Source organism: Bacillus sp. RK1064, assembly GCF_051488405.1.
Taxonomy (GTDB): domain Bacteria; phylum Bacillota; class Bacilli; order Bacillales; family Bacillaceae; genus Bacillus.
The window spans coordinates 911997-931072 of sequence record NZ_JBPSCZ010000001.1 but is presented as its reverse complement, the minus strand read 5'-3'; the positions used below and the strand labels follow the sequence as shown (position 1 = coordinate 931072).

25 protein-coding genes are annotated in these 19076 nt (G+C 40.9%); 23 read left to right on the top strand and 2 right to left on the bottom strand.

Annotation, left to right across the window (positions count from 1 at the left end; genetic code table 11):
• Positions 1-128 precede the first annotated feature (128 nt).
• The 14 genes from fadH to ACSSTM_RS04825 all read left to right on the top strand — a co-directional run bounded on the left by fadH (position 129) and on the right by ACSSTM_RS04825 (position 10617).
• The gene (gene fadH, locus ACSSTM_RS04890) at positions 129-893 is read left to right on the top strand and encodes a 2,4-dienoyl-CoA reductase (protein ID WP_034662771.1); all 765 of its coding nucleotides are present in this window, start codon (positions 129-131) and stop codon (positions 891-893) included.
• A gap of 64 nt (positions 894-957) precedes the next feature.
• Positions 958-2178 (top strand): EAL domain-containing protein, encoded by a 1221-nt coding sequence (locus ACSSTM_RS04885; RefSeq protein ID WP_095285090.1) that lies wholly within the window; start codon positions 958-960, stop codon positions 2176-2178.
• A 260-nt stretch (positions 2179-2438) separates the two neighbouring features.
• Complete coding sequence (locus ACSSTM_RS04880) at positions 2439-3335, top strand: manganese catalase family protein (protein ID WP_003210823.1); 897 nt, start codon at positions 2439-2441, stop codon at positions 3333-3335.
• Positions 3336-3519: 184 nt separating this feature from the next.
• Positions 3520-3762 (top strand): YkuJ family protein, encoded by a 243-nt coding sequence (locus ACSSTM_RS04875; protein ID WP_003212254.1) that lies wholly within the window; start codon positions 3520-3522, stop codon positions 3760-3762.
• A gap of 145 nt (positions 3763-3907) precedes the next feature.
• Complete coding sequence (locus tag ACSSTM_RS04870) at positions 3908-4423, top strand: ribonuclease H-like YkuK family protein (RefSeq protein WP_034662766.1); 516 nt, start codon at positions 3908-3910, stop codon at positions 4421-4423.
• Positions 4424-4572: 149 nt separating this feature from the next.
• On the top strand, positions 4573-4764 hold the full coding sequence (gene abbA / locus ACSSTM_RS04865; RefSeq protein ID WP_003210802.1) for an antirepressor AbbA: 192 nt from the start codon (positions 4573-4575) through the stop codon (positions 4762-4764).
• A gap of 146 nt (positions 4765-4910) precedes the next feature.
• Positions 4911-5354, top strand: coding sequence for a cyclic-di-AMP-binding protein CbpB (cbpB, locus tag ACSSTM_RS04860; protein ID WP_034663872.1), 444 nt, complete (start codon positions 4911-4913; stop codon positions 5352-5354).
• A gap of 96 nt (positions 5355-5450) precedes the next feature.
• Positions 5451-6332: a LysR family transcriptional regulator gene (locus ACSSTM_RS04855; protein ID WP_003211236.1), complete on the top strand. Its 882-nt coding sequence runs from the start codon at positions 5451-5453 to the stop codon at positions 6330-6332.
• A gap of 122 nt (positions 6333-6454) precedes the next feature.
• Positions 6455-6931 carry a flavodoxin gene (locus ACSSTM_RS04850; RefSeq protein ID WP_095285088.1) on the top strand — a complete coding sequence of 159 codons (477 nt, stop codon included), beginning with the start codon at positions 6455-6457 and terminating at the stop codon, positions 6929-6931.
• Positions 6921-7814 (top strand): WD40/YVTN/BNR-like repeat-containing protein, encoded by an 894-nt coding sequence (locus ACSSTM_RS04845; protein WP_034662759.1) that lies wholly within the window; start codon positions 6921-6923, stop codon positions 7812-7814. Before ACSSTM_RS04850 ends, ACSSTM_RS04845 begins: the two co-directional genes overlap by 11 nt.
• Before the next feature lie 16 nt (positions 7815-7830).
• Positions 7831-8289: a flavodoxin gene (locus tag ACSSTM_RS04840; protein ID WP_095285089.1), complete on the top strand. Its 459-nt coding sequence runs from the start codon at positions 7831-7833 to the stop codon at positions 8287-8289.
• A 109-nt stretch (positions 8290-8398) separates the two neighbouring features.
• Positions 8399-9109, top strand: coding sequence for a 2,3,4,5-tetrahydropyridine-2,6-dicarboxylate N-acetyltransferase (dapD, locus tag ACSSTM_RS04835; RefSeq protein WP_034662753.1), 711 nt, complete (start codon positions 8399-8401; stop codon positions 9107-9109).
• Positions 9110-9193: 84 nt separating this feature from the next.
• On the top strand, positions 9194-10324 hold the full coding sequence (locus ACSSTM_RS04830) for an N-acetyldiaminopimelate deacetylase (RefSeq protein WP_034662750.1): 1131 nt from the start codon (positions 9194-9196) through the stop codon (positions 10322-10324).
• Between the two features lie 50 nt (positions 10325-10374).
• Positions 10375-10617, top strand: a complete 243-nt coding sequence (locus ACSSTM_RS04825) for a YkuS family protein (RefSeq protein ID WP_003211408.1) — start codon at positions 10375-10377, stop codon at positions 10615-10617.
• Positions 10618-10643: 26 nt separating this feature from the next.
• On the opposite strand, the gene ACSSTM_RS04820 is transcribed toward ACSSTM_RS04825, so the two are convergent.
• Positions 10644-11453, bottom strand: coding sequence for a mechanosensitive ion channel family protein (locus ACSSTM_RS04820; protein ID WP_034662747.1), 810 nt, complete (start codon positions 11451-11453; stop codon positions 10644-10646).
• 272 nt (positions 11454-11725) lie between these two features.
• Between ACSSTM_RS04820 and ahpA the strand changes: the two genes are divergently transcribed.
• From ahpA to ACSSTM_RS04805, 3 genes are all read left to right on the top strand, one after another.
• The gene (ahpA, locus tag ACSSTM_RS04815) at positions 11726-12268 is read left to right on the top strand and encodes a biofilm-specific peroxidase AhpA (RefSeq protein ID WP_034662744.1); all 543 of its coding nucleotides are present in this window, start codon (positions 11726-11728) and stop codon (positions 12266-12268) included.
• Positions 12269-12350: 82 nt separating this feature from the next.
• Positions 12351-12809 (top strand): TlpA family protein disulfide reductase, encoded by a 459-nt coding sequence (locus ACSSTM_RS04810; protein ID WP_034662741.1) that lies wholly within the window; start codon positions 12351-12353, stop codon positions 12807-12809.
• Positions 12810-13290: 481 nt separating this feature from the next.
• Complete coding sequence (locus ACSSTM_RS04805; protein WP_034662739.1) at positions 13291-13872, top strand: Rok-like winged helix domain-containing protein; 582 nt, start codon at positions 13291-13293, stop codon at positions 13870-13872.
• 48 nt (positions 13873-13920) lie between these two features.
• Here ACSSTM_RS04805 and ACSSTM_RS04800 read toward each other — a convergent pair whose 3' ends face one another.
• A complete protein-coding gene (locus ACSSTM_RS04800) occupies positions 13921-14838 on the bottom strand; it encodes a sigmaE regulated sporulation protein (RefSeq protein ID WP_095285092.1) in 918 nt (305 codons plus the stop codon).
• An 84-nt stretch (positions 14839-14922) separates the two neighbouring features.
• On the opposite strand from ACSSTM_RS04800, the gene mobA reads away from it, so the two are divergent.
• The 6 genes from mobA to moaD are packed head-to-tail and all read left to right on the top strand — an operon-like array spanning position 14923 to position 19057.
• Positions 14923-15504, top strand: coding sequence for a molybdenum cofactor guanylyltransferase (gene mobA, locus ACSSTM_RS04795; protein ID WP_268496392.1), 582 nt, complete (start codon positions 14923-14925; stop codon positions 15502-15504).
• Between the two features lie 29 nt (positions 15505-15533).
• Complete coding sequence (locus tag ACSSTM_RS04790) at positions 15534-16550, top strand: thiazole biosynthesis adenylyltransferase ThiF (protein WP_268496394.1); 1017 nt, start codon at positions 15534-15536, stop codon at positions 16548-16550.
• A 9-nt stretch (positions 16551-16559) separates the two neighbouring features.
• Positions 16560-17837, top strand: a complete 1278-nt coding sequence (locus tag ACSSTM_RS04785; protein ID WP_034662728.1) for a molybdopterin molybdotransferase MoeA — start codon at positions 16560-16562, stop codon at positions 17835-17837.
• Positions 17819-18343, top strand: a complete 525-nt coding sequence (gene mobB / locus ACSSTM_RS04780; protein WP_034662725.1) for a molybdopterin-guanine dinucleotide biosynthesis protein B — start codon at positions 17819-17821, stop codon at positions 18341-18343. The genes ACSSTM_RS04785 and mobB overlap by 19 nt, the downstream gene beginning before the upstream one ends.
• Positions 18340-18831, top strand: coding sequence for a molybdenum cofactor biosynthesis protein MoaE (locus tag ACSSTM_RS04775; RefSeq protein ID WP_034662723.1), 492 nt, complete (start codon positions 18340-18342; stop codon positions 18829-18831). The genes mobB and ACSSTM_RS04775 overlap by 4 nt, the downstream gene beginning before the upstream one ends.
• A complete protein-coding gene (moaD, locus tag ACSSTM_RS04770; RefSeq protein WP_034662720.1) occupies positions 18824-19057 on the top strand; it encodes a molybdopterin converting factor subunit 1 in 234 nt (77 codons plus the stop codon). Before ACSSTM_RS04775 ends, moaD begins: the two co-directional genes overlap by 8 nt.
• The last annotated feature ends 19 nt before the right edge of the window (positions 19058-19076 follow it).

Here is a 19076-nt window from a genome sequence, read left to right as displayed (position 1 = left end):
CTTTATAAATAAAATTAAGTATAGCATCATATTTGATGAATCTCCCATATGGTGCATCTAGGGTCAATCATGATATGATAGAAAATAATGAATGAATAGTCATTCAAAACCACAGAGGGGGAGAACAAATGACGAAACAAACAGTGATTGTCACAGGGGGATCAAGCGGAATGGGGAAGGCGATGGCTGCCCATTTGGCACACGGAGGCTGGAATGTCGTGATTACTGGAAGAACGGAAGAAACGTTAGAAAAGGCGGCAAATGAAATAAAGCAGAATGGCGGCTCGATCGCTTACTTCCAAATGGATGTGCGAAACCCAGAGGATGCAGATCAAATGGTCAAGTTTGCGGTAGATACATTTGGTGATGTGGACGCTCTGATTAACAATGCTGCAGGAAACTTTTTGGTTCCAGCAGAAAAACTGTCTCCTAACGGCTGGAAGGCTGTCATTGATATTGTATTAAATGGAACATTTTTTTGCAGTCATGCAGTGGGCAATTACTGGATTCGTCAAAAGAAAAGGGGAAGTATGATCAATATGGTGGCTACCTATGCATGGGGTGCTGGTGTAGGTGTGGCGCATTCAGCGGCAGCAAAGGCAGGTGTTTTATCTCTGACTCGAACGCTTGCAGTGGAGTGGGGAAAGCAATATCGAATTCGCGTCAATGCCATCGCACCAGGACCAATCGAGAGAACAGGCGGTGCGGATAAACTGTGGGAATCGGAAGAGGCAGCGCAAAGAACATTAGATAGTGTTCCTCTTGGCAGACTGGGTACACCAGAGGAAATTGCAGAGCTTGCGAGCTTTTTATTATCTGAGCAAGCTTCATATATAAATGGAGATTGTATCACAATGGATGGGGGTCAATGGCTTAACCAATCCCCATTTTGAATGACGATGTAAGACCTGCTTTTGATGTGTTATAATCACACAAAGAGAGAAGCAGGTGATGAAAATGGTCGATCCATTGGATATTTTAACGAATATTGAAGATGTTTTCCCGCACTATCAAGCCATATTCAGTGCGGAAGAGCAAAAAGTGATAGGCTATGAAATTTTAGGAAGAATGAAGCTTGAGTCTGAAACAGTTAGCCTAGGCTCCTTCTTTACGGATTCATCTATTCCTGACGAATATAAAGTGGAAGTAGATCATAAAGTACTGACGCAAGCACTCGATCTTTTCACAACAGCAGATGATGATTTGCTCATTTTTATTAATCATGATGCCAATATCCTGATGCTTGATCATGGTGAAAGCTTTTTAGAACTTTTGAAGGAATATGAAGCAAGGGGCATTCAGCTTAATCGGTTTGTTATCGAATTTACAGAGCATACGTTTAGCGGCGATATTGAACAGCTTTACCATACGTTAACGTATTTTCGTACATATGGTATTAAAATCGCCATATCGAATATCGGAAAAGAAAGCAGCAATCTTGACCGGATTGCCTTGCTCTCACCCGATCTATTAAAAATAGATTTACACGCATTAAGGGCATCGGCTCCTTCTCCTTCCTATGAATATGTCTTGTACAGTATTTCATTGCTTGCGAGAAAAATAGGGGCGGCTTTAATTTATGAAGACATTGAAGCAAATTTCCAGCTGCAGTATGCTTGGAGAAATGGCGGCAGATATTTTCAAGGGTTCTATCTTCACGAGCCTGCGGCGGAATTAATCGACCGCAATAAACGAAAAGATCAGCTTAGAGAAGAATTCCAGCAATTTATTGCCCATGAGAAAAAGAAACTTCAAACTGTCTACGAACATTCTGAAACATTTTATAAGCGAATTCATCAAGCGGTCACGACCTTAAAAAAATCATGCAGCACAAATGATGAACTTATACAAAAGCTGGCATTAGAATTAACGGATTGCAGCTTTCGGATTTATATGTGTAATGAAGAAGGCTTTCAAATCACTGGAAATGTGTTTAAAAAAGAAAAAGAATGGCTGTTTCAGCCTGAATATATCGAGAAAAACTGGAGCTGGCGCCCTTATTTCCTAGCGAATATTCTCCAAATGAGAATGAGCGGGAAAGGATTTTTCAGTGATATTTACAGCGATTTAGAAACCGGTGAGAGGATACGTACGTTTTCTTATCCGTTAGAGGGAGACATGTATTTGTTTATAGACCTTCCGTATGCCTATTTATATGAGCAAGATGGATTAATTTAAAAGCAGCCGTTTAGGCTGTTTTTTTTAATAGAAAAAAGAAATAAAAAATGGTTGACAATGAAACTGATAATCATTATCATTTAGTTATAGAGAGAAGCTACTCTCTGTTCCCCAACCCCTCTATCAGATCAAGATCCAAAAAACTTGGCGCTACCCCCGCCAAGTTTTTTTTGTGCTTTTCATCTTCCCCTCATGCATAGGACATCCCAATCCCTCCATACATCTTAAGTGATGATAGTTAGACGGTAGGAGGGAACGTCATGATCAAACGCGACAAGCGGCTGCTGATTGATTTGCCAAGACCAGATCACCCAGATGCAAATGGTGCTGCTGCTGTGCAAGAATTACTCGGCGGAAAATTCGGTGAAATGTCCACATTAAATAATTACATGTTTCAATCCTTTAACTTTAGAGGAAAACGAAAGCTCAAACCGTTTTATGACCTCGTATCCAGTATTACGGCTGAAGAATTCGGTCATGTAGAACTTGTGACCACAGCTGTGAATCTTATGATTACAGGGACCACTCATGGCGGAGATCCAGATACGACACCGATGAAAGCGGCTGTCGATAAACGAAATACACAGCATTTTATTCAAACGGCTCAAACAGGCTATCCGTTTGATTCCATGGCAAAACCTTGGACCGGAGAGAATGTGTTCTCAAGCGGCAACCTGATTCTTGACCTCCTTCATAACTTCTTCCTTGAATGCGGAGCTCGTACGCACAAAATGCGCGTATATGAAATGACAGATCATCCTACAGCAAGAGAGATGATCGGTTATTTACTTGTGCGAGGCGGTGTGCATGTTGTGGCATATGCAAAGGCGCTTGAGGTAGCCACAGGAGTAGATGTAGGAAAGATGCTGCCGATCCCAAACCTCGACAACAAATACTTTGATTCAGCGAGGAAATTTGAAGACCAAAATGTTCATACAAAACTGTACACATTTAGTGATACGGATTACAAGGACATTAATAAGATTTGGAAAGGCAGCCATCCGATTGATGGAAAGCCGCTCACAGTGATTGAGGGTACGCCTCAAGGAGCACCTGTGCCAGATTATAGAGAATTACCGGAAGAGTTTGCCCCAGGCATTTCCAAAGAGGATTTTGACGAAATTGCCAAACGGCTGATGAGATCTGCGGGTTTATAAAAAACATGGTGCATGAGATCAGAAAAAAGACTCAAACTAAAAAAACAGATTCTTTTTCTTTTTTTGAATTCAAGAGGAAAAATATCATCTGAGAACACTTTATGGTATGATGCTTTGTAGGACTTGTGTATAATCAATACGGGTTCATCTTGAGTTGTTTTTTTGAAAGGAGTCTTTTTTTAGAATGTCACAATTAATGGGTATCATTACAAGGCTGCAAAGTCTTCAAGAGACAGCAGAAGCTGCAAACGAACCGGCACAGCGTTATTTCGAAGTGAACGGTGAGAAAATCTGTAGTGTTAAGTATTTCGAAAAGAATCAAACGTTTGAATTGACTGTTTTTCAACAAGGGGATAAGCCAAATACTTTCCCATTTGACAACATTGATATGATTTCGATTGAGATTTTTGAGCTTCTACAATCCTAAGCTGAATCGTATGAAATGTTTTTTCTAAGGATTCCTTCGTTTATTTGCGGCAATATACATGTGTCATTATTGGCGGTGTACAAATGGAAGATGATCAATCAGCGCATATTTCGGATAAGAGACCATTAAAAAGGAGTTCCTTTCTGTGAGTGATTCTTTTTACTACAATCTTTCTGAAGATTATTTAGCGTTTTCTGATGTCGTCATGAGAATGAAAGACTTTATTCGAAAAGACCCTAGATCCGCCTATGTGTTATCAATTGGTACGGACTCTCAGGTCAATCAAAATGTCACAAGATTTATGACTGCAATTCATCTCCACCGGATTGGCAAAGGGGCTTGGGGCTGCCTCACACAACAAGTGATCAGCAGGCCTGTGCAAAGTCTTAGAGAAAAAATTTCATTAGAGACAGCGTTTAGCCAAAAGGTATGTGCAGACATCCTTGAGGGACCTTTAACAGAACTGATGGATTTGCTTCTTCCGTTTGCTGAGGAAGGGGCAGACCTCCGTTTTGAAGCCCATCTAGATATTGGCAAAAAAGGAAGTACGAAAGAGCTGATCCAGGAAATGACCGGAATGATCACAGCTATGGGAATTGAAGCTAAAATAAAACCCGACTCATACGCAGCATTTTGCTATGCCAATCGATACACAAAATAAATTCCGTCATTTTTCTCCAAACCTTGTCGAAACGTGCGGTTGACGATTCGATTCTAGTTCCTTATTCTAGCTGTATAGAGAGGAAGCAGACATTCAAAAGCCTGCTAATCAATATAAAAGCATATATGAAACAGGGGGCCTGATGTTGGATGAGCGTCATCGAAAATCGTTTTAATGAAGAAGAGAAAAAGCTATTATTAAACGTATTGCTGAATCAGGAATATGCTGTCGAATTACTAAGCAGTGAGATCAATGATATAGAATGTGGAACAAAAAATGTCGATGACAATACGTATAAGCAATTGATCACATTGTATGACAGAGTAAGGTTTGAGAATTAATATTGATTTAACATTCTATTAGATACTCGGGAGCTGAGTATCTTTTTTATGCAGAAAAAATCTTTCGACAAATTTCGTTTTAGTTTATGCTTAATGATAAAGGGGAATGTATGATTGATGATCGAGAGAAAAGGGGTCGAAGAAACATGATAGAGATAGAACCAACTCAATTGCTTGAGTCAACAATAGCCGAGCATATGATTGATGCAGATAAAGTGGCACATGTTCAAATTGGAAATAACCTTGAGCATGCCTTATTGGTCCTAACAAAAACAGGATATACAGCCATCCCGGTTTTAGATCCTTCTTATCATCTGCATGGGTTAATTGGAACGAATATGATCATGGATAAGATCTTTGGTTTAGAACGAATTGAATTCGAAAAACTGGACCAACTGAAGGTAGAAGAGGTCATGCTGACTGATATTCCAAGACTTAAAACAACGGACCCTGTGCTAAAAGGCGTTCACGCTGTGACGAATAATGGATTTGTTTGTGTAGAAAATGAGGAGCAAGTCTTTGAAGGAATATTTACACGACGTGTTGTATTAAAGCGCTTAAATGAAGTGATTCATGCCGCGAAAAAATGAGCTGAAGCCCAGCTTATTTTTTTTGCCTTCATAAGCTATAATTTATATAATGACCATATGAAATAAGAAAATCTTATAGAGAGAAAGGGGACGCCCATGCAGCTTCAGGAGTTACATATGCTTGTTGTGCTTAGTGAAGAATTGAATATGAGAAAGGCTTCGGAGCGGCTCTTTGTCTCTCAGCCTGCTTTATCCCAAAGATTGCAGACGATCGAAAAAGAGTGGGGAACCAAAATCTTTTTTCGTTCTCAGAAAGGGCTCACCGTGACTTCGGCAGGTGAACAGATCATTCAATTTGCAAAAGAGGTGACGGTTGAGCAAGATCGAGTGAGAGAACGAATCGATGAACTTGAAGGGGAAATTCACGGTACACTAAAGCTTGCGGTTGCATCCATTATTGGACAGCACTGGCTGCCGAAAGTGTTAAAGCGGTATGTCGAAAAATACCCAAATGCGAAGGTATCACTTGTGACCGGCTGGAGTAGTGAAATGCTCAAAAGCTTATACGAGGACCACGTGCACATTGGAATTATTCGCGGAAACCCTGATTGGAAGGGAACAAAGGAATATTTGATGACAGATCATTTATATTTAGTCGATTCTGTCATCAAAGACGTGGACGAGTTAATCGAGACAGAACGCCCGTTTATTCAATTTAAAAGCGACAGCACGTATTATCAGGAAATCCAGCACTGGTGGCACCAAAAATTTAAAGTGTCTCCAAAGCAGACGATTCTAGTGGACCAGATTGAGACATGTAAACAAATGGCCTACCACGGCATCGGCTACGCCATTTTGCCTTCGGTCACCTTATATGACCACGAAAAAAGTGTTCATAAAACACCGCTTGTTGACGTGAATGGAGAGCAAATCGGACGTGACACATGGCTGCTAGGCTATGAAGCTTCTTTTCAATTAAAACAGGTGCAAGCATTTGTCGGTGTGGTCAAAGAAATGCTTGAAAGTGATGCGGTGTAAGTACCTTCTTGGAAGAGGAAGGTGCTTTTTTTATGAAATCATTTGACAATGAAAATCATTATCATTTAAAGTGTACATATAATAATTGAAAATGATTATCATTTAGATGAGGTGACCGATAGATGAAAGCACTAATTGCATTTGCGAGTATGTCTGGTAATACAGAAGATATGGCAGCAATCATAAAGCAAACACTTGAAGGAAAAGGGATAGACACAGAGATGATGGAATTTGATGATACAAGCGCAGAGGACCTTTCTTCATACGATTATGTGTTCATCGGTTCTTATACATGGGGTGATGGTGATTTACCTTATGAAGCTGAGGACTTTTATGAAGAGGTCTCTACGCTTGAACTAAGTGACATCAAAGCAGCTGTGTTCGGATCTGGAGATTACAGCTACCCGAAGTTTTGTGAGGCTGTCCATACATTTCATAACATGCTCAAATCAACCGGGGCATCCGTATTTCCTGAGACATTGAAAATGGAGCTTGCGCCAGATACAGATGAGGATGTCGCGTGCTGTCAGGAATTTGCCACGAGCTTCTTAACTTGGGCCACTTTGTCTGAGAAACGAGTTGAAAATCATGTTTCATAAAGGAGCGACAGCTGTTGCTGCTTCTAAAAATGGTGGATACTTTGTCGCTGTAAAACGTGAAGGTATTTTTCACTACAGTGTGGAGAGCGGGTGGCAGCAGCTCTTTAAGCTCAAGCATAAAATTCATGCCATCAGCTATATCGGACCTTATTTATTCGGTGTTGGTGAAAATGGCACAGTGATTAGATCAGGAGATGAAGGCAATACATGGGCGCTATCATCATTTCCAACAAATGCAGTCGTTTGGTCTATTACAGGACGCAAAGACGGGTTTGTGTGTGCACATGGAAAACATAGTATTTATGTGTCAAATGATTTCGGGATTTCCTGGGAAATTATGAAGCCATTTGCTCATGTGAACCACCCGCCTGTTATTCGTTCTTTATGTGCTGCAGGTGATCACCTTTATATTGGAACACAGATTCATGAGGTTCACGGAGGAATATGGATGTATGACTTGGAGAGTGAGCAGGTTTTCCTCCTAAACAGAGAGGAGCACCGGATGACAGCTTCTATGCTGCTCTGTCAGGAACATCTTCTTGTTTGCGCATTAGGATCAAAAAAAGGAAAAAAGGGATCTGTTCAAATTTTAGATTTACATACAAATATGCTGCATGATATTCAATCACAGGCCTTTGCTAGAGAGGAATCATTTTTGGATGTGTCAGAGGATAATGGCATTGTATATGTGACCACCTCACAAGACGAACACGGATTTTCTAAAGTGTATCAGCTTGATATTGAGCAAAAAGAGCTCAAATGGTTTGATACGATCAAAGGACACGGTTTTCGTGTAGCCAATCAAAATGAAAACTTTTTCTGTGCTGGTTTATATGAAAGCAAGTTTGTGAGGCCATATGAGGAGCCGGCATTGATTCATTGATAAGGAGGAAGAAAAAGTGACAGAAAAGGTTTTATTGGTGTATGCCACGATGTCTGGGAATACAGAAGCGATGGCAGATTTAATTGAAAAAGGAATAACAGAAGCGGGAGCTAGCGTGGACCGGCATGAAGCGATGGATATTGATGCAGAGCTTCTCGATGATTACACGCACATTATGTTAGGTGCGTACACATGGGGAGATGGTGACCTTCCTGATGATTTTATTGATTTATATGAAGAAATGGAAGAGCTTGATTTAACGGGAAAAGCATTTGCTGTATTCGGTTCTGGGGATACATCTTATGAGCATTTTTGCGGAGCTGTTGACCTAATCGAAGAAAAAGTGAAGGAACTTGGCGGTGACATTGTCTTGCCATCAGTCAAGATTGAGCTGAATCCAGAAGGAGAAGAAGAAGAGAAATTGATTTCTTTTGGCAAACAATTTGTTCATCTTCACCAGCAGGAAGCGGGGTAATCGGTCCCGCTTGTTTTATTTTCCATTGAAGAGTCAACTCTTTCACTTGTCATTAAAACTCTCCTTTGGTACAGTAATGAAGTATAAATTAAGAGGAGGACATACATACATGAAACAAATGGACGCTAATGAAATTATTTCATTTATTCAAAATAGTACAAAATCAACACCTGTGAAAGTCTACATCAAAGGTGATTTAGAAGGTATTAAATTTGGTGAACATGCAAAAACGTTCATCACAGGAAACACTGGAGTTGTTTTCGGTGAGTGGAGCGAAATCCAAGAAGCGCTGGAAACGAACAAAGACAAAATTGAAGATGTTGTCGTGGAAAATGACCGCCGCAACTCTGCAATCCCGATGTTAGATTTAAAGAACATTAAAGCACGTATTGAGCCAGGTGCTATCATTCGTGACCAAGTAGAAATCGGTGATAATGCAGTCATCATGATGGGAGCTTCTATTAATATCGGTTCTGTGATCGGTGAAGGTACGATGATTGACATGAACGTGGTGCTTGGTGGCCGTGCAACAGTAGGTAAGAACTGTCATATCGGTGCTGGGTCTGTTCTTGCAGGTGTCATTGAGCCGCCGTCTGCTAAACCAGTTGTTGTAGAAGATGATGTTGTCATCGGTGCGAACGCTGTAGTTCTAGAAGGTGTGACAATTGGTAAAGGTGCAGTCGTAGCAGCTGGTGCGATCGTTGTGAACGATGTGGAGCCTTACACAGTTGTAGCAGGTACACCTGCAAAGAAAATCAAAGACATTGATGAAAAAACAAAAGGTAAAACGGAAATCAAACAAGAACTGCGTCAGCTTTAATTCACATAATTCGCAGTTGAAGACATAGACGTGGATGATATATATCCACGTCTTATTCGTATAGAGGAAAGGAAGCGAGTTCACTTGTTAAATCGTGAGCAATTAATATCCATTCGAAGAGATTTACACCAAATCCCTGAGCTTGGTTTTAAGGAATTCAAAACACAAGCGTATCTCATCAAGCATCTTGGTGCTTATTCAAAAGATCGAGTTGAGATGGAAACGTGGCGTACTGGACTTTTTGTCAAAGTAAAGGGAACAAATCCTGAGCGCGTTTTTGCTTATCGTGCAGATATGGACGGCCTCTCTATTCCTGAGGAGACAGGGTATCCATTTCAATCAGTACATGAAGGGAACATGCACGCATGTGGACATGACCTTCATATGACCATCGCACTTGGAATCATTGATCATTTCGTTCATGAGCCAATCAAAGAAGATCTATTATTTATTTTCCAGCCGGCAGAAGAAGGTCCAGGCGGAGCTGAACCGATGCTTACAAGCGATGTGCTGAAAAAGTGGACGCCAGACTTTATTACAGCGCTGCATATTGCACCTGAATATCCTGTCGGAACGATAGCCACAAAAACAGGGCTGTTATTTGCTAATACGAGTGAGCTTGTGATTGATCTTGAAGGAAAAGGCGGGCACGCTGCTTACCCTCATTTAGCGAATGATATGGTTGTGGCTGCGAGTGCACTTGTAGGTCAGCTGCAATCGGTTATTTCTCGTAATGTCGATCCTCTTGATAGTGCGGTCATTACGATTGGCACAATTACCGGCGGAACGGCTCAAAATATCATTGCCCAGCATGCAAAGCTTGACGGCACTATTCGTACACTTTCACCAGAGTCTATGGATAAGGTGAGGAAGCGAATTGAAGCACTAGCAAAAGGGATTGAAATTGGCTACGAATGCAAGGCAACCGTGCGATACCCTTCATCTTATTACGAAGTGGACAATTCAAAGGATCTGACAGAGGAATTTATGTCATATGTTGCCGGAGAAGGGCTTGCGAATGTGGTTGAATGCAGAGAAGCCATGACAGGAGAAGACTTTGGCTACATGTTGAAAAAATACCCTGGATTCATGTTTTGGTTAGGGGTCGATTCAGAATATGGCCTGCATCATGCAAAACTCATGCCTGATGAAAAAGCGATAGAAACAGCTGTAAACGTTATGACAGCTTATTTCAAAAAGCAAGCAGGTGAATGAATAATCAAGCTGCCTCCTGTACACCTTATGAACAGGAGGTGTTCTTGATTATGACAAGAATTGGTGTAGAACCATCTTTATCCGATGTAGAAGAACTACTGAAGCAAAAAGGGTATGACGTCGTACGTATTCAAAATGAACAGCAAATGGATCAGTGTGACTGCTATGTGGTCACAGGGCTAGATTCAAATGTTCTTGGCATTTCAGACACAACGACAAAAGCATCTGTGATTACTGCGTCAGGTATGACGGCTGATGAAATTTGTCAAGAAGTAGAACAGCGTGTTCAATAAAACAAACAAGAAAAAGAACCGGTAGATTATAACCCCGGTTCTTTTTGCTCTTTTTCTATATCGAGTACTTCTTTCATTTTTTTGCGCAAGATTCGTTCTACCCGCCATTGCTCCATTGTTTCGGTTTTAGCTATGATGCGCAGTACGAGGGAAGAGGAGCCGAACGCCTCCACGCCGACAACTTGAGGCCCTTCGATAATTTGAGGGATTTCTTCCCGTACCTCATCACACGCAGCTTGAAGGGCTGTGATCATTTGATCCACATTCTCTTCTGGAGATAACTCGATATCAACGAGTGCCTGCATCGTCCCTCTTGAATGGTTGCTCACGTTCAATATACTTCGATTTGGGATAAAATGAAGGGTGCCGTCAAAGCTTCGAAGCTGAGTGGTTCTAAGTCCAATTTGTTCTACGATCCCATCAAAGCCAGCAACTGTTATATATTCTCCCACATCGAATTGTTTCTCTAATAATATAAAGAATCCTGTCACAATATCACTCACTAGTCCTTGAGCGCCAAAACCGATCGCAAGCCCCACAACTCCTGCGCCAGCTAGCAAAGCGGTCGGGTTATAATGAAATAAGTCGAGGATCATGACCACTAGAATAAAAATCAATATGTAGGCGAAAATATTTAACGTGAGACTTTGCAGCGTCTGAGCTCTTGATAAAGAGACGTCATGCTTTTCAGAGAATGTGGAATAGGCACGCCTAATCATCTTGTTTCCGATGGCTCTGATGATAAAATAAATCGCAAAAATAACGATTAGTTTTAGCAAAATCATACTGCTATTGAGGATAATGGAAACCCAATCTACTTGTTCAAATGCTTTCATGTTCTTCAAAACCTTTCTATGTATGCTCTAATAGAGAAGCTAATCATTTGTTCCCTTATGCAAGACATGTTAAACTTTTGTTAAGTGGAGCAAGAGATTGTGACAAATCGTTAATTAAATTTATTATTAATTAATATTGACTAAAAACCGCTTAAGTATTATAATTGTAATTGTGAAGTTATTAACTAAATGAGAATTTCAACTTTTGATTCTCATTTTATATACAGCTTAGAAGTCTGTATAAAGATATTATTTTTTGGAGGGATTTACATATGGCAGAGCGTTTTGTAGGAAAACAAGCTCCACGTTTTGAAATGGAAGCAGTACTTGCTAACAAGGAATTTGGTAAAGTGAGTTTAGAGGAAAACATGAAGAATGACAAATGGACAGTTCTTTTCTTCTATCCAATGGATTTCACATTTGTTTGCCCAACTGAAATTACAGCAATGAGCGATCGTTATGATGAGTTCGAAGATTTAGATGCAGAAATCATTGGTGTATCTACTGATACAATCCATACGCATCTAGCTTGGATCAACACAGACCGTAAAGAAAATGGTCTAGGTGAATTGAAATATCCGCTAGCTGCTGACACAAATCACACAGTATCTAGAGAATACGGCGTTTTAATTGAAGAAGAAGGTATTGCACTTCGCGGTCTATTCATTATCAACCCAGAAGGCGAACTTCAATATCAAACAGTATTCCACAACAATATCGGTCGTGATGTAGATGAGACATTACGTGTTCTTCAAGCATTACAAACTGGTGGACTTTGCCCAGCTAACTGGAAGCCTGGTCAAAAAACACTTTAATTGATAGCTGAAGAAACAGGAGGGTCTAACTGATGTTAGACCTTTTTGTTTCGACACATACAATGGATGGAGGCGCTTCAAAATGAAATTACGTCAACCAATGCCAGAACTAACTGGTGCAAAAGAATGGTTAAATGGAGAAGTAACAAAAGAAGATCTAATTGGTGACAAACCAACATTGATTCATTTCTGGTCAGTCAGCTGTCATCTTTGTAAAGAGGCCATGCCTCAAGTCAATCAATTCCGTGATGAATACAAGGATCAACTAAACGTTGTAGCCGTTCATATGCCGCGTTCAGAGGATGACCTAGATCTAGATAAAATCAAAGAGGTTGCGAAAGAGCATGAAATCACGCAGCCAATTTTTGTGGACAGTGATCATCACTTAACAGAAGCCTTTGAAAATGAATATGTACCAGCATATTATGTATTTGATAAAACAGGTGCTCTGCGCCACTTCCAAGCTGGCGGAAGCGGAATGAAAATGCTTGAGAAACGTGTCAATCGAGTGCTTTCTGAGTCTGAAAAGGCTGCAGAATAGGCTTTCCCCCATAAATGGGGGTTTTTTCATGGACAAAAATAGGCGACCTATTGCACGGAATGGACTTTTTATGTACGTGTCCTTCCTAAGAAAAGAGAAATTGAGGGAGTTTATTAAAAAATATTCCTGAAATAAAAAGGTATTAAGACCTATTTACATTTTTGTTTTGAAATGAAAATGTAAAGATTTTAACTTTTTACTATTCAGAACGTTTTTTCACAAAAGAAATTTCAGTTTGGTAAATAACGATGTAAATCAAGTAGTATAAGTGTTTATTCAAATTTTTTACAATATTTTAAAGTTTGTCAAAAGCCTTTAGTGGCAATGAAATGGATGCCGATTGTTCCTCTTTGGCAAAATTTTAGTTGAAAATACCTATCTGATAGCAAACTGTAAAATGATAAAAAAATAGTTGATAAAATTAGTTTTCTAATCTAATATTTACTATAGAATATTTTTTATATGATGAGGGGGAAATCCATTGTTTAATGAGAGGGAAGCGTTACGATTACGATTGGAACAACTAAACGAAGCAGAAGTAAAGGTCATCCGTGAATATCAAATTGAGCGAGATGCGATTTATGCAAAATTAAGAGAATTAGACCGTCAAGGAACAGGTCTAGTGTCAGATACAAAAAAAGAAGTGCGTACAGAAAGAAAGACGGATTCGCTGCCTGTATTAGCTGAACTGGCTGCACAAGAAATGAGAAGCTACCAGCCGCCGGCACAATCACAATCAAATCCTGCATCATCTTTAGGAACAGGACAGCTAAACGGTGTACCTGTAGGTATTCCTGAAGGATCTACAAGACGCAGAAGAGGCACAGCCCGCCCTGGTTCAAAGGCAGCTAAGCTTCGTGAAGCTGCGATTAAAACGTTAAAGCGTCATAATGCGGCGATTAAAAGCTCTGAGCTTCAAAAAGAGATTGAAAAAGAGAGCGGTCTTGAAATTCCAAATATGACAACGTTTATGCAAAGCTTAATTAAAATGTATCCTGAAGTGAAAAAGCCATATCGCGGACAGTATATTTTAGAAGGCGACATTCAAACAGAAGACGAATAAATAAAAGAAACTGCTGACGTAAAAGCCAGCAGTTTTTTATTGCGAGAATTACTTTTTTTGATCAACTGTATAGACAATTTTTCGTTCCTTTGACAGGTGATCACGCTGTTTTTTGAAGCCGTCGATCTTCACTGTCATGACCTCTCCATTTCCCTGCACCGCATCGACTTGTGCCTGGAGTATTTGAACTTGTTCGTTCAGCTTTTTCAAGATGGGTTCGATTTCTTCCGTTGTTTGCAGGACGCTGTCTCGAGAGAATGGCTGTGAATTTGTTTGAGCTGACTGGTCAATATCAGCAAAATGAGATGCGATCCATTCCTCGCTTTCTGCTAACTGCTTTTGATAGCTTGTGAGCGTTTCATAAAAAATCGCTTCCTTTGCTTTTTCAATTTGCAGTAATTTCTCTTGTGTTTCATAAAAACGCTCCTGCAGGTGTCTAACGCCTTCCTGTAATAGATGAAGCTCTGCATTTTTATCACTTAATGTTTGCTGCAGTTTCTCAATCACAGCGGATAAAGTATTTCCTTTTTTCTCCTCTTTTGCAAGCCGTTTATCTTGATCCTGCATCCGTTCATTTAATTGTTGAGAGATTTCTTTATATTTGATGACTTTTAAATGCAGCCGATGTTTTTCTTCCGTTTCTTTCCTTCTATGAAAGGTTTCCTTTTGGAGCATTTCATGAAGAAAGACTATTTTATGTAATAATTCAGATTTGCTTGAGGAGAGATCCTGTATTTTTGAGGCTGCATCGTCTTGATCAATGGTCATTTCATCCAATTGTTGTTTTAATTGCGTGTAATCCTTTTTCATCTCATGATATTCTTGAGTTAACTTCTTATTTTTAGAATACGTATATGAGGACTGTAAATCAGAGATCATTTGTTGATATTTGGCTGTTTCAGCTTTTAAGTATAAATTCTCTTGAGATAGGTCATGGAATAGGGGAGAAGCATGGCGCCTGTTCATGGATAGACCCTCCTTATTCATGTTACCAATAAAGTATGCGAAATGAGTGCGATTAGAACAACCATATCCAAGGAGGGTGAGAGAATGGATGTAGTGAATGTCATTTTAGCTGGAGGAGCTTCCAGACGTTTTGGAGTGCCAAAGGCAAGCCATATGTATCAAGGAAAACCACTATATGAGTATGTGAAAAAGCAGCTTTTGAAAGGACAGATGGTCATCATCAGCCATCCATCACTTCTGCCCTTTTTTAAAGAAAGAGGTGAACGAAGTGTGTGGTTAGATGATGAACAGGTGCGCGGATGCGGGCCGCTTGCCGGCATGTATACGGCGATGCAAAAGCAAGAAGCAGCATGGTATTTGGTGACGGCATGTGACATGCCCTTCATACGGAGGGAGACCGCCGAAGCATTATCGTCCTATTGCAGCGAGCACGTAGATGCTATCATCCCGCTTGTTCAGGGCAGATTACAGCCTTTATTTGCGCTTTATCACCGCCGCTGTCTGCCGTCCATTGATGCGTGTTTAAAAGAGAATCAATTAGCCATCAAAGAGTTACTTCAAAGGCTTAAGGTGCGCATCGTCCCAGAGGAGGAACTGAACGTAACACCAATTGAATTTCGAAATATCAATAAAAGAAGCGATTTACCTGAAAACGGTATGATATGATACATAAAAATGGTGAGGAGAGAACAGCATTGAATGACCGATATTCAAGACAAATCTTGTTCCCTCCGGTTGGGGAAAAGGGTCAGCGTGCGCTTGCTGACAGTCATGTTCTGATCGTTGGAGCCGGTGCACTTGGAACTGCCTCCGCTGAAGGGCTTGTCCGGTCTGGGATCGGCACGTTGACGATTGTTGATCGTGATTATGTAGAGTTTTCAAATTTACATCGGCAGCAGCTGTACACAGAACATGATGCAAAGGCACATGTGCCAAAAGCAGCTGCGGCAAAAAAACGTCTCCAAGAGATCAATCATGAAGTGATCATACACGCCCTGATTGAAGATGCAGGGGTGGAGCTGTTAAGACCGTTATTTCAGAGCGCAGATATTGTCATTGATGCGACGGATAATTTTGAGACGAGAATGGTGATGAATGATTTATCGCAGGAAACGAAGACGCCGTGGATATATGGCGCTTGTGTGAGCAGTCAGGGGATGTATATGACCATTTTGCCGGATAAAACGCCGTGTTTATCGTGTGTCTTTACAGAACTGCCTGTTGGCGGCTTGACGTGTGATACAGCGGGGATTATTTCTCCAGCAGTTCAAATGGTTTCTGCTTATCAGCAAACAGAGGCGCTAAAATATTTAACAGGACATGAAGATCAAATCGAACGGAAATTTGTCACATTTGATCTTTGGCAGGCGACATCGTTTAAAATGGATTTGTCTCGTACTAAGCAGAAGAACTGCCCATCCTGCGGTGAAGAAAGAACCTACCCTTATTTACATGAGCAGCGTAAAAAAACGACGATTCTTTGCGGACGGGATACAGTTCAAGTTGTATCTAAAGATTTAGCAAATCTATCATTTCAGCATGTGAAAGAGAGGCTGTCATCTATTTGTGAGGTGGAAGTGAATGACTTCTTAATCCATGTCCGCTATGAATCTTATCGTATTGTCTTTTTCAAAGGTGGACGTGCATTAATCCATGGGACGAATGATGAAAAAGCAGCCAATTCATTACTAGCAAGACTGCTAGGGATATAGGAGTGAAGTGTGATGGAAAGACGTCAGCCAATTCCAGTAGAAGAAGCCATTCAGAAAGTCCATCAATATGAAAAGCATGGAGAAGCAGAATGGGTGCCTTTAAAAAATAGCCTTGAAAGGTTCATTGCAGAAGATATTTTAGCAGATCATGATGTTCCTGCATTTGATCGTTCCCCGTATGATGGTTTTGCACTTCGGGCAGAAGATACAAAAGAAGCGTCAAGCGAGCATCCGGTTGAATTTGAGGTCATTGACCATATTGGTGCAGGAATGGTCTCAGCAAAAACCATCGGTCCCTTTCAAGCCATCCGTATCATGACAGGAGCAAAAATCCCGGATGGAGCAAATGTCGTCATCATGCTTGAGCTGACTAAGACCTTCGAAAAAGACGGCAAATCATACATGTCACTTAAAAGAACGCTGAAAAAAGGGGACAATATTTCTCGTCAAGGAGAAGAAGTACTTGAAGGAAATGTGATGGTCAAAAAAGGAACCAAAGTAACTCCGGGCGTTACGGCCCTATTGGCGACATTTGGATATGGTGTAGTGCCAGTTGTCAAAAAGCCAGTGATCGGCATCATCTCAACAGGTACAGAGCTTCTTCAAGTGAGTGATGCGATGGTGGACGGTAAGATTAGAAACAGTAATCTTAGTATGGTTTATGCCCAGGTACTTGAGGCCGGGGGAGAGCCGCTAGATTTAGGCGGTGTGTCCGATGATTTTGACAAAAGCTATCATGCAGTCAAAGCAGCCTTAAGTAAGGTAGATTTTTTAATCACAACAGGCGGTGTGTCAGTAGGTGATTTTGACTTTCTCCCTGCGATTTATGAAAAGCTGGGAGCTGAGGTGCTGTTTAATAAAGTGGCCATGAGACCCGGAAGTGTGACGACGGTTGCTGCAATGCCAAATGGTCAACTGCTGTTTGGGCTGTCAGGAAATCCCGCTGCCTGTTTTGTTGGCTTTGAATTATTTGTGAAACCGATGATCTATAAATGGTCTTTGAAGAAGCAGCCGTTTCCTGCTTTTGCTGAGGCGAAGCTGACACACGATTTTCCAAAAGCCAATCCGTTCACTCGATTTGTCAGAGCGGCACTACAATTCACGGGCAGTCAGCTCAGTGTGACCCCAACAGGTCTTGATAAATCAAGTGCCGTGACCTCTATTGCAGATGCTAACTGTTTCATCGTGCTGCCCGGAGGAACAAGAGGTTTTAAGGCCGGTGATCAGGTCCATGTTCTGCTGTTTCAGCACGAAGGAGAGGGTTCCCCATGCTGGATGACACATTAAGCATATTACAGGTGGTCGGTTATCAAAACAGCGGCAAGACTATGTTGATTGAAAAGCTCTGTCAGCTGGCTGTACTTGACGGGCTGAAGCTAGGCTGCTTTAAACACCATGGACATGGCGGGAAACCAGATCGTCTTTTGAAAGAAAAAGACACCGATCGATATGTTCAAGCAGGTGCATTTGCCGCTGGCGTGGAAGGAGAGGGTGAATTTCACTTTTCAATGCAGCACATCACGTTAGAGCAGTTGCTCAACATGTGTCAGCATCTTCCATTAGACGCTGTCTTGATAGAAGGGTATAAACAGGCACCATACCGCAAAATCGTTTGTGTAAAGAATGAAGAGGAGCTCATTGATCTTTCAACTCTTTCCAATATACAAGCAGCTATTTATTTTTCTCAAGAGTTTCAATTAATCGAAAATTACTCGTTTCCTGTGTTTTCAGCCTTTGAAAAGGGCGCAGTCACATTTGGTTTTAACTTATTGAAGGGAGGCGTCTCTGCTTGAGTGAATTTTTTAAAATAACAAAAACGCCGATTGATGTAAACGAATTGATTCAGCATGTGACAAGGCGAAAGGCAGGGGCCATTACGACGTTTATCGGGACGGTCAGAGAGTGGACAAACGGCAAAAAAACATTGCGTTTAACTTATGAAGCATACATACCAATGGCTGAAAGCATGCTAAGTCAAATTGGACAAGAAATCAAGAAACGGTGGCCTGAAACTGAAGCAGCCATTGTGCACCGGATCGGGACACTTGATATAACGGATATTGCTGTTGTGATAGCCGTTTCATCTCCTCATAGGAAGGCTGCATACGAAGCGAACGAATATGCCATTGAGCGAATTAAGGAAATCGTTCCAATTTGGAAAAAAGAATATTGGGAAGACGGGGAAGCCTGGATAGGTGATCAGCTTGAAACGGTTTCATATCCAGAGGGGAAACCTAGCGATCTTCAACTTGCAAAGAAAGAAGGTGATCAGTTTGATTAGTGTATTATTGTTCGCCGGCCTTGCTGAGAAGGCCGGTAAACAACAAATCATCATTCAAAAAGATCAAACAACGGTTGATGAGATTAAATTAGAATTACAGGAGGTATATGGTGTTGATGCTGCACAAAACGTGATGGTTGCAGTCAACGAACTATATACGAGGGAAAACGCTGAAGTGCATAGCGGGGACACTGTTGCATTCATTCCTCCTGTAAGCGGTGGATAATAGATATTAGAGGATTTGG

Excerpts from the sequence above, each read along its gene's own strand:
- fadH (WP_034662771.1), top strand. The coding sequence starts at position 129 with ATGACGAAACAAACAGTGATTGTCACAGGGGGATCAAGCGGAATGGGG.
- ACSSTM_RS04885 (WP_095285090.1), top strand. The coding sequence starts at position 958 with ATGGTCGATCCATTGGATATTTTAACGAATATTGAAGATGTTTTCCCG.
- ACSSTM_RS04880 (WP_003210823.1), top strand. The coding sequence starts at position 2,439 with ATGATCAAACGCGACAAGCGGCTGCTGATTGATTTGCCAAGACCAGAT.
- ACSSTM_RS04875 (WP_003212254.1), top strand. The coding sequence starts at position 3,520 with ATGTCACAATTAATGGGTATCATTACAAGGCTGCAAAGTCTTCAAGAG.
- abbA (WP_003210802.1), top strand. The coding sequence starts at position 4,573 with ATGAGCGTCATCGAAAATCGTTTTAATGAAGAAGAGAAAAAGCTATTA.
- cbpB (WP_034663872.1), top strand. The coding sequence starts at position 4,911 with ATGATAGAGATAGAACCAACTCAATTGCTTGAGTCAACAATAGCCGAG.
- ACSSTM_RS04855 (WP_003211236.1), top strand. The coding sequence starts at position 5,451 with ATGCAGCTTCAGGAGTTACATATGCTTGTTGTGCTTAGTGAAGAATTG.
- ACSSTM_RS04850 (WP_095285088.1), top strand. The coding sequence starts at position 6,455 with ATGAAAGCACTAATTGCATTTGCGAGTATGTCTGGTAATACAGAAGAT.
- ACSSTM_RS04845 (WP_034662759.1), top strand. The coding sequence starts at position 6,921 with ATGTTTCATAAAGGAGCGACAGCTGTTGCTGCTTCTAAAAATGGTGGA.
- dapD (WP_034662753.1), top strand. The coding sequence starts at position 8,399 with ATGAAACAAATGGACGCTAATGAAATTATTTCATTTATTCAAAATAGT.
- ACSSTM_RS04825 (WP_003211408.1), top strand. The coding sequence starts at position 10,375 with ATGACAAGAATTGGTGTAGAACCATCTTTATCCGATGTAGAAGAACTA.
- ACSSTM_RS04820 (WP_034662747.1), bottom strand. The coding sequence starts at position 11,453 with ATGAAAGCATTTGAACAAGTAGATTGGGTTTCCATTATCCTCAATAGC.
- ahpA (WP_034662744.1), top strand. The coding sequence starts at position 11,726 with ATGGCAGAGCGTTTTGTAGGAAAACAAGCTCCACGTTTTGAAATGGAA.
- ACSSTM_RS04810 (WP_034662741.1), top strand. The coding sequence starts at position 12,351 with ATGAAATTACGTCAACCAATGCCAGAACTAACTGGTGCAAAAGAATGG.
- ACSSTM_RS04800 (WP_095285092.1), bottom strand. The coding sequence starts at position 14,838 with ATGAACAGGCGCCATGCTTCTCCCCTATTCCATGACCTATCTCAAGAG.
- mobA (WP_268496392.1), top strand. The coding sequence starts at position 14,923 with ATGGATGTAGTGAATGTCATTTTAGCTGGAGGAGCTTCCAGACGTTTT.
- mobB (WP_034662725.1), top strand. The coding sequence starts at position 17,819 with ATGCTGGATGACACATTAAGCATATTACAGGTGGTCGGTTATCAAAAC.